19 protein-coding genes and 2 tRNA genes are annotated in these 21,890 nt (G+C 62.6%); 10 read left to right on the plus strand and 11 right to left on the minus strand.

What is annotated here, in order from left to right; translation table 11 throughout:
* Nucleotides 1-110 precede the first annotated feature (110 nt).
* The 6 genes from HRF45_00080 to HRF45_00105 form a co-directional block, all read right to left on the minus strand.
* Nucleotides 111-458: a hypothetical protein gene (locus HRF45_00080; GenBank protein MEP0764928.1), complete on the minus strand. Its 348-nt coding sequence runs from the start codon at nt 456-458 to the stop codon at nt 111-113.
* Between the two features lie 9 nt (nt 459-467).
* Nucleotides 468-647, minus strand: coding sequence for a hypothetical protein (locus HRF45_00085; protein MEP0764929.1), 180 nt, complete (start codon nt 645-647; stop codon nt 468-470).
* Nucleotides 637-1,179: a GNAT family N-acetyltransferase gene (locus tag HRF45_00090; GenBank protein MEP0764930.1), complete on the minus strand. Its 543-nt coding sequence runs from the start codon at nt 1,177-1,179 to the stop codon at nt 637-639. Before HRF45_00090 ends, HRF45_00085 begins: the two co-directional genes overlap by 11 nt.
* A 53-nt stretch (nt 1,180-1,232) precedes the next feature.
* Nucleotides 1,233-1,307, minus strand: a tRNA-Thr gene (locus HRF45_00095).
* A gap of 107 nt (nt 1,308-1,414) precedes the next feature.
* A complete protein-coding gene (locus HRF45_00100) occupies nt 1,415-2,437 on the minus strand; it encodes a hypothetical protein (GenBank protein ID MEP0764931.1) in 1,023 nt (340 codons plus the stop codon).
* On the minus strand, nt 2,434-4,032 hold the full coding sequence (locus HRF45_00105) for a hypothetical protein (protein MEP0764932.1): 1,599 nt from the start codon (nt 4,030-4,032) through the stop codon (nt 2,434-2,436). Before HRF45_00105 ends, HRF45_00100 begins: the two co-directional genes overlap by 4 nt.
* A gap of 68 nt (nt 4,033-4,100) precedes the next feature.
* Here HRF45_00105 and HRF45_00110 point away from each other — a divergent pair, with 68 nt between their 5' ends.
* The 5 genes from HRF45_00110 (at nt 4,101) to HRF45_00130 (ending at nt 9,931) form a co-directional block, all read left to right on the plus strand.
* On the plus strand, nt 4,101-4,943 hold the full coding sequence (locus tag HRF45_00110) for a deoxyribonuclease IV (GenBank protein ID MEP0764933.1): 843 nt from the start codon (nt 4,101-4,103) through the stop codon (nt 4,941-4,943).
* Between the two features lie 61 nt (nt 4,944-5,004).
* On the plus strand, nt 5,005-5,421 hold the full coding sequence (ndk, locus tag HRF45_00115; GenBank protein ID MEP0764934.1) for a nucleoside-diphosphate kinase: 417 nt from the start codon (nt 5,005-5,007) through the stop codon (nt 5,419-5,421).
* Between the two features lie 169 nt (nt 5,422-5,590).
* Entirely contained in the window at nt 5,591-6,853 is a 1,263-nt protein-coding gene (locus HRF45_00120) for a pre-peptidase C-terminal domain-containing protein (protein MEP0764935.1), read from the plus strand.
* Nucleotides 6,854-6,953: 100 nt separating this feature from the next.
* On the plus strand, nt 6,954-7,526 hold the full coding sequence (locus tag HRF45_00125; protein ID MEP0764936.1) for a MarR family transcriptional regulator: 573 nt from the start codon (nt 6,954-6,956) through the stop codon (nt 7,524-7,526).
* A gap of 77 nt (nt 7,527-7,603) precedes the next feature.
* Nucleotides 7,604-9,931 carry a hypothetical protein gene (locus tag HRF45_00130; protein MEP0764937.1) on the plus strand — a complete coding sequence of 776 codons (2,328 nt, stop codon included), beginning with the start codon at nt 7,604-7,606 and terminating at the stop codon, nt 9,929-9,931.
* 5 nt (nt 9,932-9,936) lie between these two features.
* Here HRF45_00130 and hslV read toward each other — a convergent pair whose 3' ends face one another.
* The 4 genes from hslV to HRF45_00150 are packed head-to-tail and all read right to left on the minus strand — an operon-like array spanning nt 9,937 to nt 14,362.
* Nucleotides 9,937-10,482, minus strand: coding sequence for an ATP-dependent protease subunit HslV (gene hslV, locus HRF45_00135; protein MEP0764938.1), 546 nt, complete (start codon nt 10,480-10,482; stop codon nt 9,937-9,939).
* The gene (locus HRF45_00140) at nt 10,479-11,363 is read right to left on the minus strand and encodes a tyrosine recombinase XerC (GenBank protein ID MEP0764939.1); all 885 of its coding nucleotides are present in this window, start codon (nt 11,361-11,363) and stop codon (nt 10,479-10,481) included. Before HRF45_00140 ends, hslV begins: the two co-directional genes overlap by 4 nt.
* Nucleotide 11,364: 1 nt before the next feature.
* Nucleotides 11,365-12,684: a methylenetetrahydrofolate--tRNA-(uracil(54)-C(5))-methyltransferase (FADH(2)-oxidizing) TrmFO gene (trmFO, locus tag HRF45_00145; GenBank protein MEP0764940.1), complete on the minus strand. Its 1,320-nt coding sequence runs from the start codon at nt 12,682-12,684 to the stop codon at nt 11,365-11,367.
* Between the two features lie 28 nt (nt 12,685-12,712).
* Nucleotides 12,713-14,362 carry a DUF885 domain-containing protein gene (locus HRF45_00150; GenBank protein MEP0764941.1) on the minus strand — a complete coding sequence of 550 codons (1,650 nt, stop codon included), beginning with the start codon at nt 14,360-14,362 and terminating at the stop codon, nt 12,713-12,715.
* Nucleotides 14,363-15,016: 654 nt separating this feature from the next.
* Between HRF45_00150 and HRF45_00155 the strand changes: the two genes are divergently transcribed.
* Nucleotides 15,017-15,093, plus strand: a tRNA-Pro gene (locus HRF45_00155).
* A 178-nt stretch (nt 15,094-15,271) separates the two neighbouring features.
* On the opposite strand, the gene HRF45_00160 is transcribed toward HRF45_00155, so the two are convergent.
* Nucleotides 15,272-18,697 (minus strand): glycosyltransferase, encoded by a 3,426-nt coding sequence (locus HRF45_00160; GenBank protein ID MEP0764942.1) that lies wholly within the window; start codon nt 18,695-18,697, stop codon nt 15,272-15,274.
* A gap of 235 nt (nt 18,698-18,932) precedes the next feature.
* On the opposite strand from HRF45_00160, the gene rpsU reads away from it, so the two are divergent.
* The 4 genes from rpsU to HRF45_00180 all read left to right on the plus strand — a co-directional run bounded on the left by rpsU (nt 18,933) and on the right by HRF45_00180 (nt 21,813).
* Nucleotides 18,933-19,097, plus strand: coding sequence for a 30S ribosomal protein S21 (rpsU, locus tag HRF45_00165; GenBank protein MEP0764943.1), 165 nt, complete (start codon nt 18,933-18,935; stop codon nt 19,095-19,097).
* Nucleotides 19,098-19,182: 85 nt separating this feature from the next.
* Nucleotides 19,183-20,688, plus strand: coding sequence for an HDIG domain-containing protein (locus tag HRF45_00170; protein MEP0764944.1), 1,506 nt, complete (start codon nt 19,183-19,185; stop codon nt 20,686-20,688).
* Nucleotides 20,645-21,097: an rRNA maturation RNase YbeY gene (ybeY, locus tag HRF45_00175; GenBank protein ID MEP0764945.1), complete on the plus strand. Its 453-nt coding sequence runs from the start codon at nt 20,645-20,647 to the stop codon at nt 21,095-21,097. Before HRF45_00170 ends, ybeY begins: the two co-directional genes overlap by 44 nt.
* Complete coding sequence (locus tag HRF45_00180; protein ID MEP0764946.1) at nt 21,094-21,813, plus strand: diacylglycerol kinase; 720 nt, start codon at nt 21,094-21,096, stop codon at nt 21,811-21,813. Before ybeY ends, HRF45_00180 begins: the two co-directional genes overlap by 4 nt.
* Nucleotides 21,814-21,890: the final 77 nt, after the last annotated feature.

Below are 21,890 nucleotides of genomic sequence, written 5' to 3' on the forward strand. Positions count from 1 at the left end.
CCTACACTGTACCGCACTTCAGGGGCTTCGTCCAGGCTTGCATGCGGCTGATCGAGCAATGCCGGTATCCCGCCAACCGGCGGGCCGATGCATCCGAGCCGGTATGGAGATCACGTCGGGGCTCTCCACTGACGGCCCTCGTCCAACAGCGCGAGGTAGATGGTCAGTGGTACGTAGTTGGCGACGCTGTTGCCCGTGCCCAGCAGGAAGTCGCCGCCAGGCATGCAAGCATCCAGTGTTGCCCGCACGAACAGCTCCTCCGCGCTGCACAGGAACCCCACGTCAATCCCCCCGAGGATCGCGACCCGATCACCGTACGACCGCTTGGCACACTCGGGTGGCAGGATCGTGTTCTCATAGGAGTGTTTGCCGTCTATCCGTACGTCATCCAGCAGGTCGGGCATGATGGCGCTCACCACACGAGTGCAGGATGTATGGCGCTCGGCGGCATGACACATCTGCGCCTCCTATTCCGTTGGTACCATGTAGGCGAACGTCTCGATTCGCTGCAGATCACGCACCGCAATCTCTAGCATGTCACGGAACAACCCGCCGTTGCTCCTCGTCTCCCACCAATCGCCGATGCAAGCCCAGAAAGCGGAAGCCTCCAGCCCAAACAGTACCGTCGGCAGATTGTCACAGGTCACCTGGTATCAGGGAGTAGCCCACTGCGTCCCTCGGCTCGCCGCGTAGGACGAGTGCATTGCGCAACACACCTTCGCGTACGGCGCCCGCCTTCTCCGCGACCCGCTGACTGGGCAGGTTCTCGACGTCCGCCAGGATGTACACGCGGACCAGGCCCATCACCTCCAGAGCGAATCGCGCCGCCAGCCGTGCGGCCGCAGTGGCCACCCCGCGACCGGCCGCCGTGGTCCGCACCCAGTAGCCCAGGTTGGCCGACCGAAGGCCGCGGTTGATACTGTTGATGCCCACTCCACCCAGCACGCGCCCCGTCTCCGCGTCCTCAATGACGAACTCGTAGGCGTCGCCGCGGTCCCACGCCTCGATGCGGCCCGCAATCCACTCTGCGGTCTCCTCCCGACGGTAGTCGGGGTGACACCAAGGCAACCAGCGCCCGACTTCGGCTATGGACTCTCGCGCAGCCTCGAATAAGGCATCCACATCGCCTTCCCGATGCCTGCGAATGCGTATTTCGCCGTCGGCGAGCTCATCGAGCATGACGAAAGGAGTGTACCGGGGATGAGGGGGATGTGTCCCTCCGGAAGCTGGAATGGAGCCGATGGTCGGATTCGAACCGACGACCTGCTGTTTACGAAACAGCTGCTCTGCCACTGAGCTACATCGGCCCCTGGCGGGAACCTGATCGAGCGCCGCCGAGAGGTCCGGTAGGCGCCGGCCGCCCCTCGGTGCCGAGGAGACGCTGTTCATTATATCGGATACAGATGCTTCGGGGCTATGGGGCCGAGGGGACTGCTTGCCGACGAAGCAGTCGGTCGTAGAAGAGGTACTGGTGTGCCCAACCCGCCAGGTCGCCGAACCGCTCGGCCAGCAGTGCCGTCACTGCCTCGTATCGCCGCTCGGTCAGCGCCAGGCCGCGCCACTCGGGGAAGTACCGCTCGCACATCGCTTGCCACAGGTGCGTGTCAACTGGCGCGGCCCGCTGGAAGCCGAGGCCGAAGAGACATACGCAGTCGGCCACCTTGCGGCCCACGCCCGGCAGCGACTGCAGCTCGCGGCTCGCTTCTTCGTAGCATCGGTGCGACAGCGATTCGAGCCAGCCGACGGGCTTTTCGCAAAGCGCGCGTGCCGCGGAGCGAAGTGTCCGTGCCCGGTAGCCGAAACCGAGCCCGCGCAGCGCCTCCTCTGGTAAGTCCGCAATGGTCGCCGCCGACGGGAATGCGTGCAGATCTGGCATCGTCGTCGGCCCAGGCGAAGGCAGGTCCGACCGCATCCTCAGACCTCTCTCACCAGAAGAGCCTCTTGGGGGAAGGGGTGTCCGGCGATCGCCGTCGTCCCGGTAGGGTGCCGACCACGCTCCGAGGCTGAGTGACGAGCCGAGGTGCGTGCAGAGTCTCTCGATCATCCCGGAGATGCGGGGGATATTGTTGTTCACCGAGCAAAGAAAGCTGAGCAGACACTCCTCGGCACTGCCCCAACGCAGCACTCGGAGCCCCGGGAAGCGTGCGACGAGCGGTGCTAGGTCCGGCTCGGCTTGCAGGACGGCACGATGCACCTCGGCGAGGTCCACATCGAGTTGGAAGTAGCATCGGATCCAGTCTTCGCGGCCCGGCTCGGGCAGGGTGGCATACTCCACGCCATCGGCCAGAGGCCGAAACCACATGACGCGCTCAGCATCCACACCCAGCCACCCGCCCCCCCACTCGCGCCACCGAAAGGCCTGGCCACGACTAACACACAGTGGTATGTCCCACTGCTGCATCGCGTAGCGGATCATGCCATCAGGGTGAAGGCTCACCTGGCATTCCGAAGCGAGCGCAATAGCGACGGGTTGGCGTGGGGAGGACCCGGTGCAAGCGCGAACTCCTCTTCGAACACGTGCCACCAGTCGTTCTGCACCACATATACCAGGTCGAATACGCACACCCCCAACGAGTTGCGCCTCGCCGCACGAATGGCAGCACGCAGTTCCTCGGCATCCTCGTACTCTAGCAGGTACAGTGTGCTGTACACGAAGGTAGCATCCCCTGCCACTTCTACCGCGCGCGCAGTCGATCCTGCTACTGTTAGTAATGGTTCGTCAGGCAAATCCTGCACCTCGGCAGGACGGTAGTAGGCACCAACGCACAAGAAATCGAGCATGTTAGCATAACCGCTAAAGCGGAATTCTCGCTCGGCGTCGGCATACTGCACAGGGAGTGCATCGTCAGCCCAGTTGACACCTACGCCCTCGTATCGGTCATACCATGCGCCGACGTAGGCACCTAGAGATACGCTAGCGGGCAGTGCCGAGCGCATGTCACGCAAGAAGTCGCGGATGACATCCGCCCTAAGCTGCTGGTACTCGGACCACCTAGGTCCCTTCTCGGGTGCCTCGCCGGGTGACTTGGGTGGTGCGAGAATGTCCTCAGGCCATGAGACGGGCTCCCCGAAGCGCTGTACGAAGGCGTCGCGCATGGCGGTGCCGAAGTCGTTGGACCATCCCTCGAACCGCATGCGATCCATCACCAAACCGTCCACGCCGTACCGCTCGGCGATCTCCTTGGCCAGCGCGATCTGTCTTGCTCGCGCTTCCGGGTGGAGTGGCGAGACGAACAAGGCGGTGTAGCTAGAGGCGTGCCCGATGACTGGCTCCATCACCGCCAACACCCGAAAGGTGACCCTGCCGCTCTGCTCGGTCAGCTCTCGAAACACACCGTCCGACCAGCCGACCAGCACCCATTGCCATCCTTCTCTGGGTGGCCGGCCGTTTCCCGAGGCCGCTACGATGCCATCCTCCGAGACTGTCAGCCAGTCTTTCGGCTCCGGCAGCTTCTGCAGAGTCGCCCAACCATCCGGTGTGAAGACCGCGGTGCTGGCCCCCGGCTTAGGTGAATTCACCCTTCCGCATGGGACTCGTGCCCCGCCCCGCTCGGCAGCCCACTCCCAAACCACCGCTGTGGAGGCCCACTCCGGGTGCTGCCAGATGTCGCCTGCATGCTCGAAGTGCGCATGTCCCTCGCTGAAGACGTTGATGGATGCGCAGATGCGCAGTCCTTCCGCACGTGCCGCCCCGACCATGGTTCCGAGGATGTCCAAGCCGTCGGGTTTTCGAATGCCCTTCCACTCTCGCAGTTCGGTGGCCACGCGGCTCGGGAACAGCACATGCCCCACGATGGGCTTCACGTCGAGGATGATCTCACTGAAGCCCGCCCGCTTCGCCTTAGCACAGATGTCCCGGATGGACGCCTCGTTCACCAGCAGCGACCAGTTGGCTGAGGCATCCACCCAGAGCTGGCGCGCCTCGTGCCCGAACTCCCGAGCGCGTTCGGTCAGCGTCGGTACCGCCCATGGACCATGTGCGGTGCAGCCTAGGCTCGACCCGATCAGAACGAGAGCTAAAGCGATATTCATCTTGATCCTAAGGGTACCGCCGGCAGGACCTGAGAGGATCACGGGACGAGACTTCGTAGAGTCCTACCGTGAAAAGACTCATCGGCGCGCACATGCCGACGGCCAAAGGAATGGCGCAAGCCCTCCACGACGGCAAGGCCATCGGCTGCGATTGTGTACAAGTTTTCACCACTACACCTATGCAATGGCGGGGGAAAAGCATCTCGGAGGAGGACGCTGCAGCATTTCGCGCTGCGGTTCCAGAAGCCGGGCTCGGAGCCGTCGCTTCCCATGCCATCTACCTACTCAATCTCGCCTCGCCCGACCCCGAATTGCTGGAGAAGTCCCGTACGGCCTACCTGCAAGAGCTGGAACGGTGCCGGCTGCTCGGCATCCCGCAGGCCGTCGTCCATGTGGGTAAGCACATGGATTCGGGCGAGGACGTCGGTGTGCAAACACTGTCGGAAAGCATCCGCGCCGTCCTGGCGGAGTCGCCGAAGGAGGTGGCGATCGCGATGGAGACGGATGCTGGGCAGGGGACCTGCATCGGCCACCACTTCGAGCAACTCGCAAGCGTGCTCGATGCAAACAAGGGACACAAGAGGCTTACCATCTGCTTGGACACCTGCCATATCTTCGTCGCTGGCTACGACATAAGGACTGCCGAAGCATTCTCGAAAGTACTGGACGATTTCGACCGCGTGATCGGCCTGGATCGCCTCACCTGCTTGCATGCGAACGATGCCAAGAAGCCGCTCGGCTCGCGAGTGGACCGCCACGCACACATCGGTGACGGCGAGATTGGCATGGAAGCCTTCCGGTTCCTGGTGAACGAACCGCGACTGGCCCATGTGCCCATTTACATCGAGACGCCCGAGATGGAGACCATGCACGAGGAAAACGTGCGGCGCCTGAAGTCCCTGCTGGCCTGAAACCGCGCGGTCCGAGCGGTACAATCCGTGCCGTTTGGAACGAGGAGGCGGAATGGCGGACATACAGCGGACCCTGGTGCTGGTGAAACCGGACGGAGTGCGGCGCGGCTTGGTGGCGGAGGTGCTCGGGCGCTTCGAGCGTCGCGGCTTCCGTATGGTCGGGCTCAAGCTCGTTCATCCCTCGCGTGCGTTGGTCGAGCAGCACTACGGCGAGCATCGGGAGAAGCCATTCTTCGGAGAGTTGGTCTCGTTCCTGAGTGGGGGCCCCGTGGTGGCTGCGTGCCTCGAGGGGCCGGATGCGGTGGCCACGGTCCGGGCGATGATGGGTAAGACCAATCCGCTGGAGAGTGCCCCCGGAACGATTCGAGGGGACCTGGCGACGAAGCTGGAGGAGAACGTGGTTCACGGCTCCTCGGACCTGGATGCAGCAGAGCGCGAGGTCAAGCTCTGGTTCCAACCGGGGGAGTTGTTCGTATAAGGACTGCTGACCCAGCATTGCAACTGGCCGGTACTTCTGCGCCTTCTTGCCATCGCTCCAGCAGGCATTGCTCTCCAACCTTCTGCAACCCGTAGTAAACTGAACTAACCGCAGCGCGTCTATGGATTGGGGCGGACGCTGGTCCGGCCATTCGAAAGGGGTTGCCGATATGATCGCTCGCTTACTGCTATCGTGTGCCGGCCTGATGGCCCTCGCGACTGCCTTTCCTGCCGACTTCGCCGAGCGGGAGCCGAACAACAGCTTTCCGTCGGGGCCTCCCATCGGCACGCTCCAATCAGGCGATCGAGTCGTCGGCACGATCTCGCCCGCGCTCGACGTGGATTACCTTCTCTTCTACACGGCAGGCACGGACCAGCCTGGCTGGTACCGTTTCGTCTTCCGCACGGAGGGAATTCCTTCGGGCGGGGACTCATTGCTAACACTCTACGACGGTGTGACCGACGAGTTCACCCTCTGTTTCAACGACGACTTCGTCAGCGGAGTGGACCTCACTAGCCGGTGCGGCTTCGACATGTATTGGGATGGTACAGACATCCTTTGGTGCTTGCTAATCGAAGGATTCGACACGGGCGACGTGTGGCCATATGCCATACGTGTCACCTACGAGCCGATCGATGTGATACAAGGTCCGACGATCACCCCAGGGCAAGTGGTCTTCGACACATCGGGCGATGGGACGATCGCGGATACCGTGCTATCCCTATTCGATTCGCAGGGTAACTTCATCGCCTACGACGACGACTCGGGCTCCGGCTTCCGGGCGAAGCTAACGCGGTCGCTGGCGGCGGGCACCTACTACGTAGCAGTCTCCACGTTCGAGAGCTGGGTTCCTCAGCAGGGTCACCTGCGCTCTGGCCTCGGGCTCGGCACTGGCGACGAGGGTACCTACACACTGACCATCAAAGGCATTCCGTTCTCCGGCAGCATCGCGCGGGGCACCGCGGCGTGGTATAAGGTCGAGGTCCAGAGCGCCACCAAACAGGTAGCAGGTCGGGTGCTGATGGATCACTTTATAGGCGACCCGCGAATGTGGCCCGTCACCTTCGAGCTGCGAGAGCCGGGTACTACGAACGTGCTAGAAACACACGTAGTACCTCTGGATATTGATGGCTTCTACTCATTCACCACGGAGCGGAGCGGGCTGGTAGACGTTGCTGCCAAGTCTGCCCAGTGGCTGCGTGTCATTCAACCACTCGACCTGCGAGGTACTACCACCGGCTTCGACTGGCTGCTGCCCGGCGGCGATGCGAACGGTGACAACTTCGTAGACCTGCTGGACCTCAACATGGCGCTCATCAACTTCACGAAGGAAGGGCCCTACACACCCGGAGACGTGGACGGCAACTCCCAGGTGGACTTGCAAGACCTCAATCTCATCCTACTCCGCTGGAACACCCGCGGGGCCGATTAGCGACCCGAGCCGACCCGGCACGACATTCCAATTCCGGTGGCAGCAGCGAGTGCTGCGTCACCGTAGACACAACCGTGCCCTTCTCTGCACAATGCAATGCATGAGTGAAAGTTCAGGAAAACCGGCGACCTCGCAACGCCTTGCCGAAGCACAGGAGCTCTTCATCCTCGAATGGGGCCGGATGAGCTCCTCCTGGGGCATCAACCGCACGATGGCGCAGATCCACGCCCTGCTCTACATCACCGGCGAGCAGATGACAATGGACGAGATCATCGAACGCCTGCGCATCAGCCGCGGCAACGCCAGCATGAACCTGCGCGAGCTGATGGCGTGGGGCATGGTGCACCGCTACAAGCGCCCGGGCGACCGCAAAGACGTGTACTTCTCGGAGTCCGACGTGTGGCATATGTTCTCGCGCGTGGTTCGCGAGCGGAAGCGGCGTGAGGTGGATCCGACGGTGTCCGCGCTGCGAGATTGCCTCGCCCTAGTGCGTGACGAGCCGAAGAGCACCGCATCGCAAACCTACGAGACGCGCGTGCGAAACTTGCTGGACGTGTTCGCACTTCTGGACACGCTCTTCCGGACCGTGATCACGGACGATGACGCCCTTCGTGTCGCGGTGGAGCAGGGCGCTGCCCTGCACGGGGTGACCACACCACGTTCTTCGGACTAGCGGCCCGATCGAGGGGCACGGGGGTGTTCCTAGCGGCTACAATCCCGGGAAATCACACCACGTAAAGGCCCCTATCCATGTACTTCGCAGCTCTCCTCGCTCTACTCACCGTCCAGGCCAAGCCGACCGACACTCTGTTCCTGCCGCTCGCCGTAGCGGATAAGGTGGTTCGAACCGAGTCCACCAAACTCGACATCGGCGATCCGAGCAAGCTGTTCGACCACGACCGCACGACTCTGATCCGCACACCTGCCATCAATCCGGCCTTCGTGCGCGTGGAGTTTCGCGAGCCGATTGCCTTCGAAGCCATCCGCCTGCATCTGATTGACGAGGAGCACACATGGTCGCTGGCTGCCGCCGATAGTTGGGACGACCTCGTGGGTAAGCGTGATAGCTATCGCATGCTGGTGACCGAGCGAAAGGGAAAGGGCGAGGTGCAAGAAGTGCAGCTCGCAGGACGCACCTCCGCCCGAGCGTTCCAGCTGGACGTCCACCGCCTCACCGGGGACGACTACGTGCACATCGCGGAGTGGCAGTTCTGCGCACCGGGTCGGATCGAGATCCTAACAATCAGCCAGGTGACTGACCGGCGTCAGGCAGCTGCTCCCGCAGGCCGGAGAGAGGTCACTGGAGCGATCAGCAAGCCCACGCAGACCGTGATATGGTTGAAAGCCGAGGCGCAGGCGGGCGAAGTGCGAATGGATGTGTCCGACAAGGTGCGATGGAGCGCGCGAGGCAAGGGGCTGAAGGCGTTCGGTGACACACCCGGCATGTTCGTCATCGAACAGGTGGGTGAAGGCACACTGACGGCGAGGTTCGGCGACCTAGCGCGAAATGTGACCGTCTTCGGCACGGAGCGGCGCATCCAGAACCGCTTGCCCGACATAGACGTGTGGTACATCGAGCGCCTGCCACGCATCCCCTACGACGGCCCGAACGAGGGAATGCCACTGCCAGACTCCAACGTGACCTGGCGCGCACACGTGTACAACTGGGGAACCGCTCCGCTGGTCGGCCTGTACGAATGGAAACTGGATGGAAAGGTTGTCAAGAGCGGAAGGATCAACCTGCCGGTAGGCCCTCCATCCACTCAGGCTGTCACTGTAGACCTTCCGTGGAAGTGGGACCCGAAGAGGCACCAACTAACCTTCTCGATCCAACCACTCCAGCGCATTGCGGAGGCCATCACGCAAAACAACTCGCTCACCATTGATACGGATGCCATTCTGGTAGGTGCGTGGGTGGAGCAGTCGCTATGGGAGTTCCACCACGAGCACCAGATGAAGCTGCCGACGAAGGACGCTAACAGCTTCGCGGGTTGGATGCAGCGGATGATGCGACAGTGGAACAAGATGTTCGTCCAGGCACGATTCCGCGAGTACCCCAACGGGATTCAGGAGAGGGTGCGCCTGGATAGGCTTGTCATCGTTCCCGACTTCGGACTACCACTCGCTGGCGGCCTCCCCTCGAACAATCCAGACCTTCGTGACAAGACAGTGGATATTACATGGGGGTACGAGTCCGGAGATATCGGTCCCGGAACGACCGTTGACCGAAATCACTGGTGGTCTCCCGAGCGTGCCATCGAGGCGCTCGATTCCGGCCGCGTGCAGCGGAGGCAAGAGGACCCGCCCTTCTGGTGCGGGCTAGGCTACATTCACGAGATGAATCATGCACGCTATCTGGTGGACTCCTACGGCTTCAACGTGCACTCCGGTAGCGACGAAGATATCGGCAAGCGGAACATACGTGTTACCGATGAGGTGGGCCCCATCCTTGGACGCTACATGCCTCTCGACGTGGATATCCAGCACAGACAGAAGTACGAAGGCCAGATGGGTGGCGACTACTGGAAGTTCAGCGTCTTCGAAGCGATGTGCTGGGAGCGCGTGCGTGGGAAGCGGGCCCGAGGCGGGAACTGCAACGCCCCCACTACCATCGGCGAATTTCTGCAGGACATGCCTGCGAAGATGATCTACCGGTACCGAGATGAGCAGGGAAGACCGCTTGCCGGTGCCGAGGTAGTAGCGTATCGTGCTCGCGGCACTGGTAGTGATTGGTATACCAAGGTGTACGAGGACGAGCCTGCATTTCGGACGAGAGCCGATGACCAGGGACGAGCCGTCTTGAACCGGACGATCTGGGAGCAAGATGGGAAAGTACACCACACGTACGGGATCGCCACCTCGGTAGCGTTAGTGAGAGTCACCTATCAGGGCAAGCACTACTTCCTGTTCGAAGAGGTGACTGATCCCAACATCGCCTACAACCTCGGGCACAAGGACGAATACACGTTCCTGCGAGAGATCCGTCTTCGCTCTGGCGACCCCTCACCCGCAGAGTGGGACCCGGCAGCCACGTGGCAACCCCCCGGCACTGGCTTTGGGCTTCCCGTGGGCCGGTAGATTCATCAGGCCGCCGGGATAGTCTCAATGGTCAGGTTGCGGTTGGTATAGACGCAAATGTCTGCCGCAATCGAGAGCGCTTCGGACACGATCTGTTCGGCCCCCATCGAGGTGTGCGCCAACAGGGCAGTGGCGGCAGCCTGCGCGTAGGGCCCGCCGCTGCCGACGCCAACCACCCCCGAGTCTGGTTCCAGCACGTTCCCGTCGCCGGTGACCACCAGCATGGCGTCCTTGTCCGCTACCACCAGAATCGCGTTGAGCTGGCGCAGGATCTTGTCTGTCCGCCACTCTTTGGCGAACTCGACCGCCGCCCTCCGCAAGTTGCCACGGCTGGCCTCGATCTTCCCTTCGATCTTGTCTGCCAGCGCCTGCGCATCGGCCACGGCTCCCGCGAACCCGGCGATCACCGAGCCGCCAGCTAACTTTCGCACCTTCCGCGCGGTGTGTTTCAGTACCACCGCTTGGTCCGCCAACGTCACCTGGCCGTCCCCGCCGATTGCCACCGTGCCGTCGCGCTTCACCCCCAGTATCGTGGTCGCGTGGATGTTCATTCCTCTGCCTCCTCGGCCCGCGGATGGGCCTGTTCGTATGCCTTGCGTAGGCGCTCGATACTCAGGTGCGTATACACCTGCGTCGTCTGGATCCGCGCATGCCCCAGAAGTTCCTGCACGCTCCTTAGGTCCGCACCGCCATCCAGCAGGTGCGTCGCAAACGAGTGGCGCAACGTGTGAGGCCCGGCGCGAAGTCCCACTTTTGCCGCCGCCCTCTGAGCCAGCCGGTGTATGGACCGTACCGTCAGCCGGCCACCCTTCGAGTTCAGGAACAAGGCCGGCTCTACCCGTTTCGATAGTAGCTTCGGTCTCCCGTGCGCGACATACTCGACCAGTGCTTCTGTTGCTGCTCGACCAAATACAGCAATCCGCTCCTTCGACCCTTTGCCCAGCACGCGACAGGTGCCGGCAGTTATGTCGAGGTCCGACACGTTCAAATTGCACAATTCCTGTACTCGGAGGCCGGCGCCGTACAGCAGTTCCAGCGCAGCGCGATCCCGCAGCGCCGTTGGTTCCCCTCCCTGCACGCCCTCGACCAACTGAGCAGCTTGCCTCGCGGTCAGCGCCTTCGGCAGCCGCTCGCGGCGGATGGGCGCCTCGACCTCTAGTGTCGGGTCTCTCTCGACCATGCCCCGCGAGCGGAGAAAGCGGTAGAAGCTGCGAACGGCGTAGAGCTTTCGCGCCGGGGTCGAGGCTTTCGCGTGAGAGAAGGCGCGCAGGAACCTACGCACGTGTTCGGGGCGCACCGCCTCCGGCGAACGGACTCCGGCTTGGTCACACACCTCGGCAAACTGGGCGAGGTCCGTCGCATATGCCTTCACAGTATGCGCCGCGCGACTCGTCGCCAGGTGCCCGAGGAACCGCTCGATGGCTTCATCCATCTCAGATCTCGCCCAACTCCTCACGAACGAACTGCCGTATGGCGTCCCGTGCGGCACCCAGCTTAGCCATGCGTCGCTGCTGCTTGTCCCGTATCGGTGGCTCGGGATCGGGAAGCAGCCCCCAGTTGGCGTTCATCGGGGCAAACTCCTTGGCCGGACAGGAGGCCACGTAGTCCAACAGAGCGCCAATCATGCTCTCGCGAGGCGGCGTAACCGGTCCGCATCCTCGAACCATACGTGCTGCGTTTATGCCTGCGACGATGCCGGCAGCCGCAGACTCGATGTAGCCCTCTACGCCCACCAACTGCCCGGCGAAGAATAGCCCGTCGTCCCTACGAAACTGTAGCGTCGGGAACAGCAGCCTGGGTGAGTCCAGATATGTGTTGCGGTGGATGACGCCGTAGCGCACGAACTCCGCCTGCTCCAGCCCAGGAATCATCCGGAACACGCGGCGTTGCTCCCCCCACTTCATCCGGGTCTGACACCCGACCAAGCTATAGAGTGTTTTGTCTAAGTTCTCTGGTCTAAGTTGCACAACGGCGTACAGTCTGTCGCTCGACCCCGGGTTGGTCAGACCAACAGGCTTGAAGTTGCCGAATGCCAGCGAACGCCGACCACGGCGCGCTATCTCTTCGATGGGTAGGCAGCCCTCGAAGTACTGCGGCTGCTCGAAATCGTGCAGCGGAACCTGCTCGGCTGTCAGAAGGGCGTCTACGAACGCCTCGTATTGGTCCTCGGTCATTGGGCAGTTCAGATAGTCGCCACCGCTCTTGTCGTAGCGCGACTGTGGGAAGACGACCGAGTGGTCGAGGCTGGATGCCTCCACGGTTGGTGACACCGCATCATAGAAGTACAGGTGCTGCCGTCCCGTGAGTCGCCCGATGGCTTGGCAGAGCCGGTCGGAGGTGAGTGGGCCCGTCGCAATCACCAATGGGCGATCGGCTGGGATCTCGGCGGCCTCCGTTCGCAAAACTTCGATCAGAGGATGGGCCTCGATGCGGCGCGTGATCTCGGATGCAAACTGCTCGCGATCCACCGCGAGCGCCTCGCCGGCAGGTACAGCGAACTGGCGGGCGACCGGGATCACCAGCGAGCCCAGCATCTCCATCTCGGCCTTCAGCTCGCCGGAAGGACTGTCCGGAAGCGCGGACTTGAACGAGTTGCTGCACACGAGTTCGCACAGAAGCCCGCTCTTGTGCGCCGGGGTCATGGTCTCGGGACGCATTTCGATCAGGCGCACGCACACGCCACGCTGCGCAGCCGCCCATGCTGCCTCCACTCCGGCGAACCCGCCGCCTAGGATCGTGATCCTTTCTTCCATCGGCTGGATTCTACCGGCGCGGCACAGGTTACAGTGGCCGGCCTACCTCGCCCAGCATCTTCTTGCGAACCAGAGGGATGGGAGGAGTGCCGATACGCAGGAACCTATCGTGGAACTCCTTCAGGGATGCGCCACGATTCTGCGCCATGAAGTCTTCTCGCAGCTTCAACATCATCAGCTTGCCGAGCGTGTAGCTGCTGTAGAACGGGTCCACGGTGCCGCGTCGCGCCTCTCGCACCGCGTTCACGGGTTCCAGGTAGCCTTTCTTCTGGAATACGCTCACTGCCTCCTCATAGCTCATTTCACCTGTGTGCATGCCGATGCCTACCACCAGCCTACAGGCTCGCAGCAGCGCCTCCTGAATCTGCCCGAGGTGAAACCTAGCATCACCCCCGTTCAGCCCCTGCTCGATCACCATCTCCTCCACATAGTGCGCCCACCCCTCTACCGCGGAGTAGGATCCGAATAACTTGCGTGCTCTCGACCCCCATAGGTGTTGGTGTAGGAATTGTGTGTAGTGGCCGGGATAGGCTTCGTGCACGCTCGTGGATGTTAGTGTGTAGCGATTATACGAGCGCATATGCTGCTCGATGGTGTCGGCGTCCCACTCCGGCAGCGCGGTCGTAACGTTGTAGTATGCCTCCGTCGAGTTCTGCTCGAACGGGCCCGGCGTGTCCATGCTGGCAAAGGTCAGCTCGCGAAAGAACTCCGGTGTGGGTTCTACCGTACACCGCACCTCGCTCGGGAATGTTAGTATCTCTCTCTCCACGCAGAAAGCTCGAAGGTCCTCCAGCAGACTGGACGTGTATGTCAGCAGATCATCGGCGGACGGATGGTCTTTCGAGAGAGTCTCGAACACCTCGGCAGGTGTTGCCGAAGCATCGATCTCGCTGCATGTGGCGACGAAGACTTCGCTGAGCCGATCCAACTCTCGCCGTCCGATCTCGAACACGTCACCGAGTGGCATGTCAATCAGCTCGGCCTGCCGCATGTAAGACTCGTAAGCCTTTTCCCCGATGGCGAACTCGGGTGTGGCGACAGCCTTCTTCTCTTCGCACCACGCTGCCAGCCGGCGATACTCGCTGGCCGCGGCCTCGATCGCACTTCGCAGCCGCACTTGCATCGCAGCATCCTGCACCCCCGCGAATGCCGCTGGGAGTGAGTTTTCCAAGAAGGGAATCGTGTCTCGAATCGAGTTGACAGCGATGTCCATCGGAATGCGCGATGGGTCGGTTAGGCGCGCCCGCGCAGCCTCGGCCACAGCGGGGAACTTCTCGAGGCGAGAGGTGACGTTTCCCATTCGCACCTCGGCCGGTGCGAAGGTTCGCTTCGAAGGCGTGAACAGACCCCAGCAGAAGCTACCTAGGATCTCGTCGGGCGTGCGCGCGCTCAGGCGCACTTCCTCTTCGTACACGAGTTGTCCGCGAAGGAATGCCAGTGTTAGGTCTCGGTCGAGCGCACCGTGCTCGTCCAGACCCGTGGGCTCTATCGCCTCCAGTCGGCGCGCCTGCCCGGCACGCTCGCGAATCGCGGCCTGCACCGCGGCGGGGGAATGGTCGGTCACTTCGTCATCGTAGTCGTGAACGCCCGCATAGGTTGCAAACTCGGGGCTTCGGCGAAGCTCGCTGTCAACGACTTCATCGCACAATCTATCAACGACGGTGGCGTCGTTCATCATAGGGCTCCTTGAACGGCCGGGCTCAGTGCCGGCCCATTTCTCCCAATGTTCGTGGTCCAGGCGTGGCAACCTGCCTTCGAGGGGCTTCCGTGTGCAGAATGCATTCCTTTGTGATATCAACAGAAACATCTAGTCTTGGTGGGTTATCGGGCATGAAAAGTGGCGCGATCCGCGCTATTGCTGTATAATCTCTTTGCTTGTCGGGGTGCATGCTCCCGACGGCTAATCGAGAGTGGCTGCGGAAACCGGTCGGTCTCCACAGCGTAAGGCGGACCGACGAGATGATCGTGTGCGATGTTGCCCGGTTCGGGCCGGCCGTGCCGGTTCCGAGTTCTCGTTCCGCTCCCGCTTCCCGCGCGGAGAGCCGCATTGCTGCCGTGTTTTCCTTGCATCTCACTTGTCCACGTCGCCAGACCTCATCCACCTCGGTCCGCCATTCGCCCGCTTCGCCCAAGTTGCGCCCGGGCTTCGAAGCCTGGGCGCTTCGTATTACGACCTCACGCATCAACACTGCGAAGGGAGAGAGAGAACCCCTAGGGCAACTAAAGGCACCCTTGGGGCACGTGCCGGCCCGGCTTTCGCGAGCCGGGCCGGTCCATCGTCCATCTACCGGCGGCGTGCGCTTCGGCGATGTGGTATGCTTCGTTCGGTCGGCGGGGCGTGGCTCAGCTTGGTAGAGCGCACCTTTCGGGTGGGTGAGGTCGGCGGTTCAAATCCGCCCGCCCCGACCAGTTCGAACTTCCCTCGGCACAGATGCTCGTTTACCTCGTCTCCGTACCATATTTCGGGTCGCCCCCGGACGCCGTCCTCTTGTACGTCTCAGCGCTCTCTGCAGTCCTTCGCGCTCTTCGAGTGACCAATCCCCCCGTGCAGAAGAATATCGGGTGACAGCAGCCCTCGGAGGGCGGGCTAGGCTACCTTTTCTGCAGTCAGCCCTAGCGCCGTTCGTAGCCGCGCCTCCGCCTCCGACCCGCACTCGATAAACCCCGCGATCTCGCCAATGGAGGCCAGGTCCACCAGCTCGATGTCCGCGCACGACTGCGTCTCCACCTTCTCGCGGGCAAGCATATCCCCTACCATGCTACTCGCTTCCTCGGCTCCTGCGCCGGTCGGCTCCTCGACCAGAAGGCACAGGGTCACACTGTCCGTTTGGGAGTAAGTATGAACGTATTGCCGCACGAATGGCTCCCAAGTCTCTCGCCGCTGCCAGTCCGGAGTGAGCAGGAAGCGGCGACGCCCCGCTCCGGCCAACTCGTCATAGATGGCGCGATAGGCCTGGGCGCATCGCTGATGCGAGAACTCGGCGATGCACCGCTCCTGCAGTCGGCGCACGCGCTCGGAGCCCTTCGCCTCGCAAGCCTGGTCCACCGCCGCGCGAATCGACTCGGGGTCCGCCGGATCGCAGTACCATGCATCGTCGCCCAAGTAGTGTCGAATGGTCCCGCACTCGGTGGCGACCACAGGGCAGCCCGCGACGGCAGCTTCCACACTTACGAGGCCCGGCACCTCCCACCAACTGGCCAACACATGGCACGCGGCGGCTTTGTATGCGGAGGCCACCATCCACGGCGGCTGATTGGAGAGATGCACCAGACGCTCGCCTCCCCAGTGCTTGCACAGCTCGAGGTATTCGGGGTCTGACGAACCCCCCAGTAGGACGATCTGCCGGTCCGTCTCACGGAGCGCATAGGCGGTCATGAGCTGGTTCTTCATCGGCTCGACGCGTCCGACACATAGCACGAAACCGCGCAGGCCGAACGCTTTCTCGAAGTCCTCCGCATCGGCGTTCCGGAACAACTCCGTGTCCACACCCAGATGCACGCTGCCCGTTCCCGCGGAAGTCGGACCTAGCATCTGGTCCATTGCCAGCAACTCTTGCGGCCCGGTTGCGATCACGCGGTCTCCTAGGTCTCGCACGGAACGCAACGCGCGGATCACGTCGCCTGATTCGCGGGCCTGCTCCAGCGTTACGCCGTTGGCCGCCAGCGTGCGGTCCGCGTAAAGTCGGAGCAGTTGGCGCCGCTCCTCTTCGGGCCGGTCGGGCGCGAGGACATAGGGCAGAACCGCGGTGACCCAACGGACCCGAGGGCCGTCCCAGTGAATGGGCATCACTACCTTGGGCTTGGTCCAGCCCCGGATGGTCTCCACATGGTCGGGCTGATACAGCGATACCACGTGAACGACATCGTGTGCGTCGGGCCGCAGCCGTAAAGCCGCGGTCACGTCCGCCCGTACACCGGCTTCCCTCTCGGCCTTCAACAGCGTCTGAAACACCACGGCCTCGCCGCCGCCCATCATGCGGAAGGCGTTCCGGTGCAGGGTGACCAGGGTCTTCCGAGCCACCGAGATGCGTTCGCGGTTCCACAGCACCGCCACCAGACGCGAGCAGTCGGAATCCGGGTCCACGAAATGCACGGTCGCCTGGAACAGCGTCTCCAGCTTGCCCCGCAAATCCTCGAAGCTCTCGGTTGGCGGAAAACCGAGAATCACGAGCCCCCCCTGCCGCGCCTCGGTGGCCAGCTTCACGAGCATACCGGGCGAGGTTGTTTCGCACCGCCACACGACCAGCGTGTCGGCCTTCCGCATCGCGTTCTTGCCTGTCGGTAAGTTCCAGCCCCGCGCCCGAGCCGCTTCGCAAAGCGGCGGGCAGTCCAGGAAGTGGCCGCGTCGCTTGCTGCGGGGGTCGGAGAGCATCTCCGCCAGCGGGAGCAGCCAACTCGGCGGCTCTGGTGCCCCCAGACCTCGAGGTTTTGGACTCGTGTCGGCTGTTACACGCGTAGGCTCCACCACCCCAACTCGGCTCAGCGATGCCCGGTATGCGGCCTCTGCCTGCGCCCTCTGCGCTGGATCCGCGGCGTCGTAGCCTTGCGTCCGACGGATCTCGATGCCGATGCTCCCTTCCCAAGTCTTGCCGGCCCGCATCACGCCGTACGGGTTCGCAGCCAGCCTCTTCGCGACGTCCTGATGCACACGCTCCAACACGGCGAGCAGGTGGTGGCAGGCGCTTTGTCCGTCGGGCCGCCGAAACGCCGCGAGCCCCGACCCCCATGGCTCGGCATACCACTGCATCGCCGGGTGAGCGACCAGGACTGCCGCGGTCTTGGTTGGTAACTCCACGTAGCCCCGGACCGCCAAAGACTCCAGTCGTGCAAAGGTGGCCGCCAGGTCCTGAACCTCTCCGAGCCCCTCGCGGACAATCAACACGTCGTATCGTGACTTCTCTGTTGTTAGCGAGCCGTCCGGCTGGAACTGTCGGACCTCTGACTGCGGGAACCAAGGTGCGGAGGAGGTGACCTCCAGTACGCTCGTCTTCGAGCCGATCTTCAGGTCGCGAGCCAGCCGAGCAACGTCGGGGTAGTGGGGAAGGTCCTCGTCGGGCAATGGCACCAGCATGGGCCGTCCGTCCGACGATGGTGTGAGCCGTGCATTCTCCGCGAACTCCCTCTGTCCCGGCTCCAACGTGGCCGCCAGCCGGAACCGCTCCAATGCCTCGTCCCGCCGGTTCTCCGCCCAAAGCACGACACCGAGGGCGTTGTGCGCCAAGGCCCAATCGGGTCGGAAGCGAAGAGCCATGGCGATGTCTTGCTTCACTTCGTGAACGGGCGGCGAGCACATCATCAGCGCATTCAGTGCGAAGTCCAGGTGCGCCAGAGCGGCGTTCTCGGGCACTCCGTAGTCTGGTGCGCTGCCATCATCCTCGACCCGGACGCGCAGAGATCCCTCCCACCGATGCTGGGTCATCGTCACATTTCGGTACTTCAGTTCGAAGTCGAACCGGGAGGCGGCGTCGAACCACCAGAAGGGGCGCATCGCGTTCAACAGCGGATTCCGTAGCCACTTGCGCCTACGAAAGACCAGCGTGTCATCCTCCACGGAGATGATCCAGAGGTGAGGCGGGAAGCCGAGGACGCTTTCGAAGACGGGTCCGGGGGTGTCCACGAACCCGGCCCTAGCCACGCGACTCATCTCTCGTGCCACCGCCTCGGGGTCCAGGACGTGCTCGAGAGTGTGCCTGCTGATCACGAAGTCGAACGAACCATCCTGCAGCGGCATGCGCTCCGCGTAGCCTGCAACCAACGGCACGGTGCGTACGGCGGCCTTGCCCTGACGGTGGATGTCATCGTCCACGAATGCGTCCAGGTTTAGCGATGCCGGTGCGAACGGGTATTGGCCGCCGCCAACGTCCAGCACTCGATGGCCGGGCTCGATGCCGAGTAGGCCCGCCATCGGCTCGTCCAAGAAGCTCGGATAGTTCCGTCCCCACGCGTTCGTGAGCGGCACCTCGTCCGAGTGCCCGAACATCTCCACCCGCATGCTGCCGTTCCAATCCGCCATGAGACCCCCTCTCGACCGAAGCGCACAGGACCGCACGATCTAACTGGAATCATCGGTTGCAGGAAGCCTCGGTTGTCGGGCACGGTCCAGCTTTGGCCTAAGGATTGCCATAATGGGAGTTGCTTGACATGGTGCCTTCGAATCGGTACAATGCCCATAACAAGAGGTGGAAAACGGCGACCGAGCAAGGCTGCCTCGGTCACCCTTTTTGGCGTCTTAGGAGGGAGTGCGCAGTTTGATTCAAGTTCAGGTGCAGCAAAACGAGTCCATTGACGCGGCTCTGAAGCGGTTCAACCAGAAGCTGCAGCAGAGCGGCATTCTAAAGGAACTCAAAGAGCATGCTCATTACGAGAAGCCGAGCGAGAAGAAGAGACGGCTGCGTCGTCGCCGTCGCCGATAGCGCGCGCCCCTCACTGGTTCCCACATTCACCCTCTCTGACTGCGCCTTTGCGCATCGCCCTATCGCAGGTTAGGCGGAGCTACTCATGATTCGCCGTAAGCCCACTCCTTCGCCTGCCCGACCCCGATCCAACCCCGTAGCAATGCGGGGAAGCTCCAGACACGTCATCTTGGCCATCGGCGCGTGGGTCCTGATCGGCGGGTTGATCCTCGCACCATTCCCGTACGAGCTGACCGTGGGTCGAGCCGTCGCCGTCGCGCTCTTCTCGCTCGTAGGAATGGGAGCGGTGCTCAGCCACCTGTTCCATCAGCGCCTCAGCTCGCGGCGCCTGCGCAAGCGCTTGGGGGTCATCTTCGCGGTCACGGTGCTGTCGCTCATCGGCCTGCAACTCGCGCGGTATGCCATTGCCGGTCGCCCGGACGACGGGCTTCAACTTCTTACTACGGCGCCGCTCGTCGCGACGGGAATGCTGCTCGGTGCGCTGATGAGCCCGGGCACCGCCGCGGTCTGCCTCGCCTTGCTCACGGTGCTGGTGTGGATCGGCGGCGTCGCGGAAAGCACTTTCCTCGCAGCCGCTGCGCTCTCCGGGATCGCCGGGGCCTATGCGGTCAACCCGCTCAAGCAGCGGTCGGACCTCTTGCGCTCCGGGGTCGTTGTCGCACTCACGTTTACCGCACTCGGCATCGGCGCGGCGGCAATCAGTGCAACGAGCGTCGTGGATGCCCTGCAGGTCGGACCGTGGGGTGTGATCGGCGGAGTGGGGGCGATGGCGCTCTTCTGGCTATCTGTCGCCGTGTTCGAGCGCGCCTTCGACATCACGAGTGATTGGGGACTCCTCGAGCTGTGCTCACCCGAGAACGCCTTGCTGCACGAGCTAATGGTTCGCGCCCCCGGAACATGGGCGCACAGCGTGATGGTCGGAAACTTGGCCGAAGCCGCGGCCAAGGCGATCGGCGCGAACGCCCTGCTCGCACGCGCTTGCGCGTACTATCACGACATCGGCAAGATGAACCGCCCGGAGTTCTTCGTCGAGAACCAAGCGGGAGGGAACATACACGAGACGCTTTCCCCCAACCTCTCGGCAAGGGTGATTGCCGCGCACGTGAAAGATGGGCTCCAGATGGCCGAAGAGCATCGCCTGCCACAGGCAATCCGAGAGGCTATCGCTCAGCACCACGGCACGACCCTCATTAGCTACTTCTATCATCGCGCCGCAGCCGGTCAGGAAGACCCCGTGTTGAAACAGCACTTCCGCTACGAAGGGCCGAAGCCGCAGCGTAGAGAGATCGGCATCCTGATGCTTGCCGACATCGTGGAGGCCGCAACGCGATCTCAAGAGAAGACCAGCCCGTCACGTCTGGAGCACCTGGTCAGCAGTTTGGTGACCGACAGAGTGGAAGACGGACAACTGGACGAGTGCGAACTCACGTTCAAAGATGTGCGCAGGATCGTGGCGGCGTTCGTGCAATCGCTGACCGCTGTGAGGCATAACCGGATAGACTATGGACAGGCCATCGAGGAAGAAGGTAGTGGCGAACAAGGTGACCATGACGTCCCGGTTCCCGAGGCGCCTGCCGTCGGCGCCGATTAGGCACGCCCTGCTGGAGTTGCTTCACGAAGAAGGGGTCGAGGGATCGGAGGTGAGTGTCCTCATCTGTGACGACGATGAGATGCACAGATTGAATAAGCAGTTCCGAGGCGTGGATGCGCCGACCGACGTGTTGGCATTCCCGCAGGATCGTGATGCTACGCTCCCCGATGGAACGCGCCTCCTCGGTGACGTGGTCATATCGCTGGATACTGCCAAGCGACAGGCGGAAAGCCGTGGCCATTCGCTGGTCACCGAATCCGTCTTGCTCGGCCTACACGGAACGCTGCACCTGCTCGGGCACGACGATCACACGGAGGAAGAGGCGGCGGACATGATCGTACGTGCCGAACGGATTGCCATGCGCCTCGGGCACTCGTTCGCCGTCGAGGCAAGGGGAGACGCAGAGTGAAAGGACGGCGTCACAACCCATTCGAGCCGTTCCGCGTAGCGTTGGAGGGTGTTATCCACACCTTCCGCACGCAGCGCCACATGCGCTTTCACTTCTACACCGTCGTGGTCGTGCTGGTTCTCGGCATGTTCTACAACCTGCACTACCGCGAGATCCTGATCCTGTTGTTTACGATTTCCATGGTTCTGATGGCCGAGATGTTCAACTCTGCCATCGAAGCCGTAGTGGATTTGGTCCAACCGACATACCATCCCATGGCGAAGTTTGCCAAGGACATCGCCGCGGGAGCCGTCTTGATAACGACCGTGAATGCCATCGTGGTAGGGTCCCTGCTCTTCATCGGAGACACACGCCTCGTGGATCTCAGCAGGCTGTTCCGGCCGAACGAGATTCCCCAAGCGATCACGCTCAAATCACTGGTCGGCGTGTTCGTCGTGTTTGCTCTCGTGGTGATAGGCAAGGCGCTCGGTAGGCGAGGGTCCCTGTGGCATGGCGGTCTAATCAGCGGTCACTCTGCCCTGGGCTTCTTCTTCGCGATTGGCATCGTGATCCTGGCCCAAGGCAACATTCTCGTTCAGCTCTTGGCCGTAATGCTGGGCTTGTTGGTGGCGCAGAGCCGGTGGGAGGCCGGCATTCACTCGCTCTTCGAAGTAGGCTTGGGAGCGACCGTCGGCAGCGTGCTTGCAGCAATCATTTACGGGCTGAGCGCTCGATAAATCTTATCTATGAACGAAACAAATAGTAACGAAACGCCCGCCGGAAGTAATGGGGACCGACCTCCATCATCATTACT

The organism is Fimbriimonadia bacterium (genome assembly GCA_039961735.1).
Lineage (GTDB): Bacteria > Armatimonadota > Fimbriimonadia > Fimbriimonadales > JABRVX01 > JABRVX01.

What these genes read in the sequence shown, in the direction of transcription:
- HRF45_00140 (MEP0764939.1), bottom strand. Translation starts at nt 11,363, where the DNA reads ATGGATGAAGCCATCGAGCGGTTCCTCGGGCACCTGGCGACGAGTCGC.
- ybeY (MEP0764945.1), top strand. Translation starts at nt 20,645, where the DNA reads ATGACGTCCCGGTTCCCGAGGCGCCTGCCGTCGGCGCCGATTAGGCAC.
- HRF45_00105 (MEP0764932.1), bottom strand. Translation starts at nt 4,032, where the DNA reads ATGAATATCGCTTTAGCTCTCGTTCTGATCGGGTCGAGCCTAGGCTGC.
- HRF45_00150 (MEP0764941.1), bottom strand. Translation starts at nt 14,362, where the DNA reads ATGATGAACGACGCCACCGTCGTTGATAGATTGTGCGATGAAGTCGTT.
- HRF45_00120 (MEP0764935.1), top strand. Translation starts at nt 5,591, where the DNA reads ATGATCGCTCGCTTACTGCTATCGTGTGCCGGCCTGATGGCCCTCGCG.
- HRF45_00090 (MEP0764930.1), bottom strand. Translation starts at nt 1,179, where the DNA reads ATGCTCGATGAGCTCGCCGACGGCGAAATACGCATTCGCAGGCATCGG.
- HRF45_00160 (MEP0764942.1), bottom strand. Translation starts at nt 18,697, where the DNA reads ATGGCGGATTGGAACGGCAGCATGCGGGTGGAGATGTTCGGGCACTCG.
- HRF45_00125 (MEP0764936.1), top strand. Translation starts at nt 6,954, where the DNA reads ATGAGTGAAAGTTCAGGAAAACCGGCGACCTCGCAACGCCTTGCCGAA.
- hslV (MEP0764938.1), bottom strand. Translation starts at nt 10,482, where the DNA reads ATGAACATCCACGCGACCACGATACTGGGGGTGAAGCGCGACGGCACG.
- trmFO (MEP0764940.1), bottom strand. Translation starts at nt 12,684, where the DNA reads ATGGAAGAAAGGATCACGATCCTAGGCGGCGGGTTCGCCGGAGTGGAG.
- HRF45_00170 (MEP0764944.1), top strand. Translation starts at nt 19,183, where the DNA reads ATGATTCGCCGTAAGCCCACTCCTTCGCCTGCCCGACCCCGATCCAAC.
- HRF45_00130 (MEP0764937.1), top strand. Translation starts at nt 7,604, where the DNA reads ATGTACTTCGCAGCTCTCCTCGCTCTACTCACCGTCCAGGCCAAGCCG.
- HRF45_00080 (MEP0764928.1), bottom strand. Translation starts at nt 458, where the DNA reads ATGTGTCATGCCGCCGAGCGCCATACATCCTGCACTCGTGTGGTGAGC.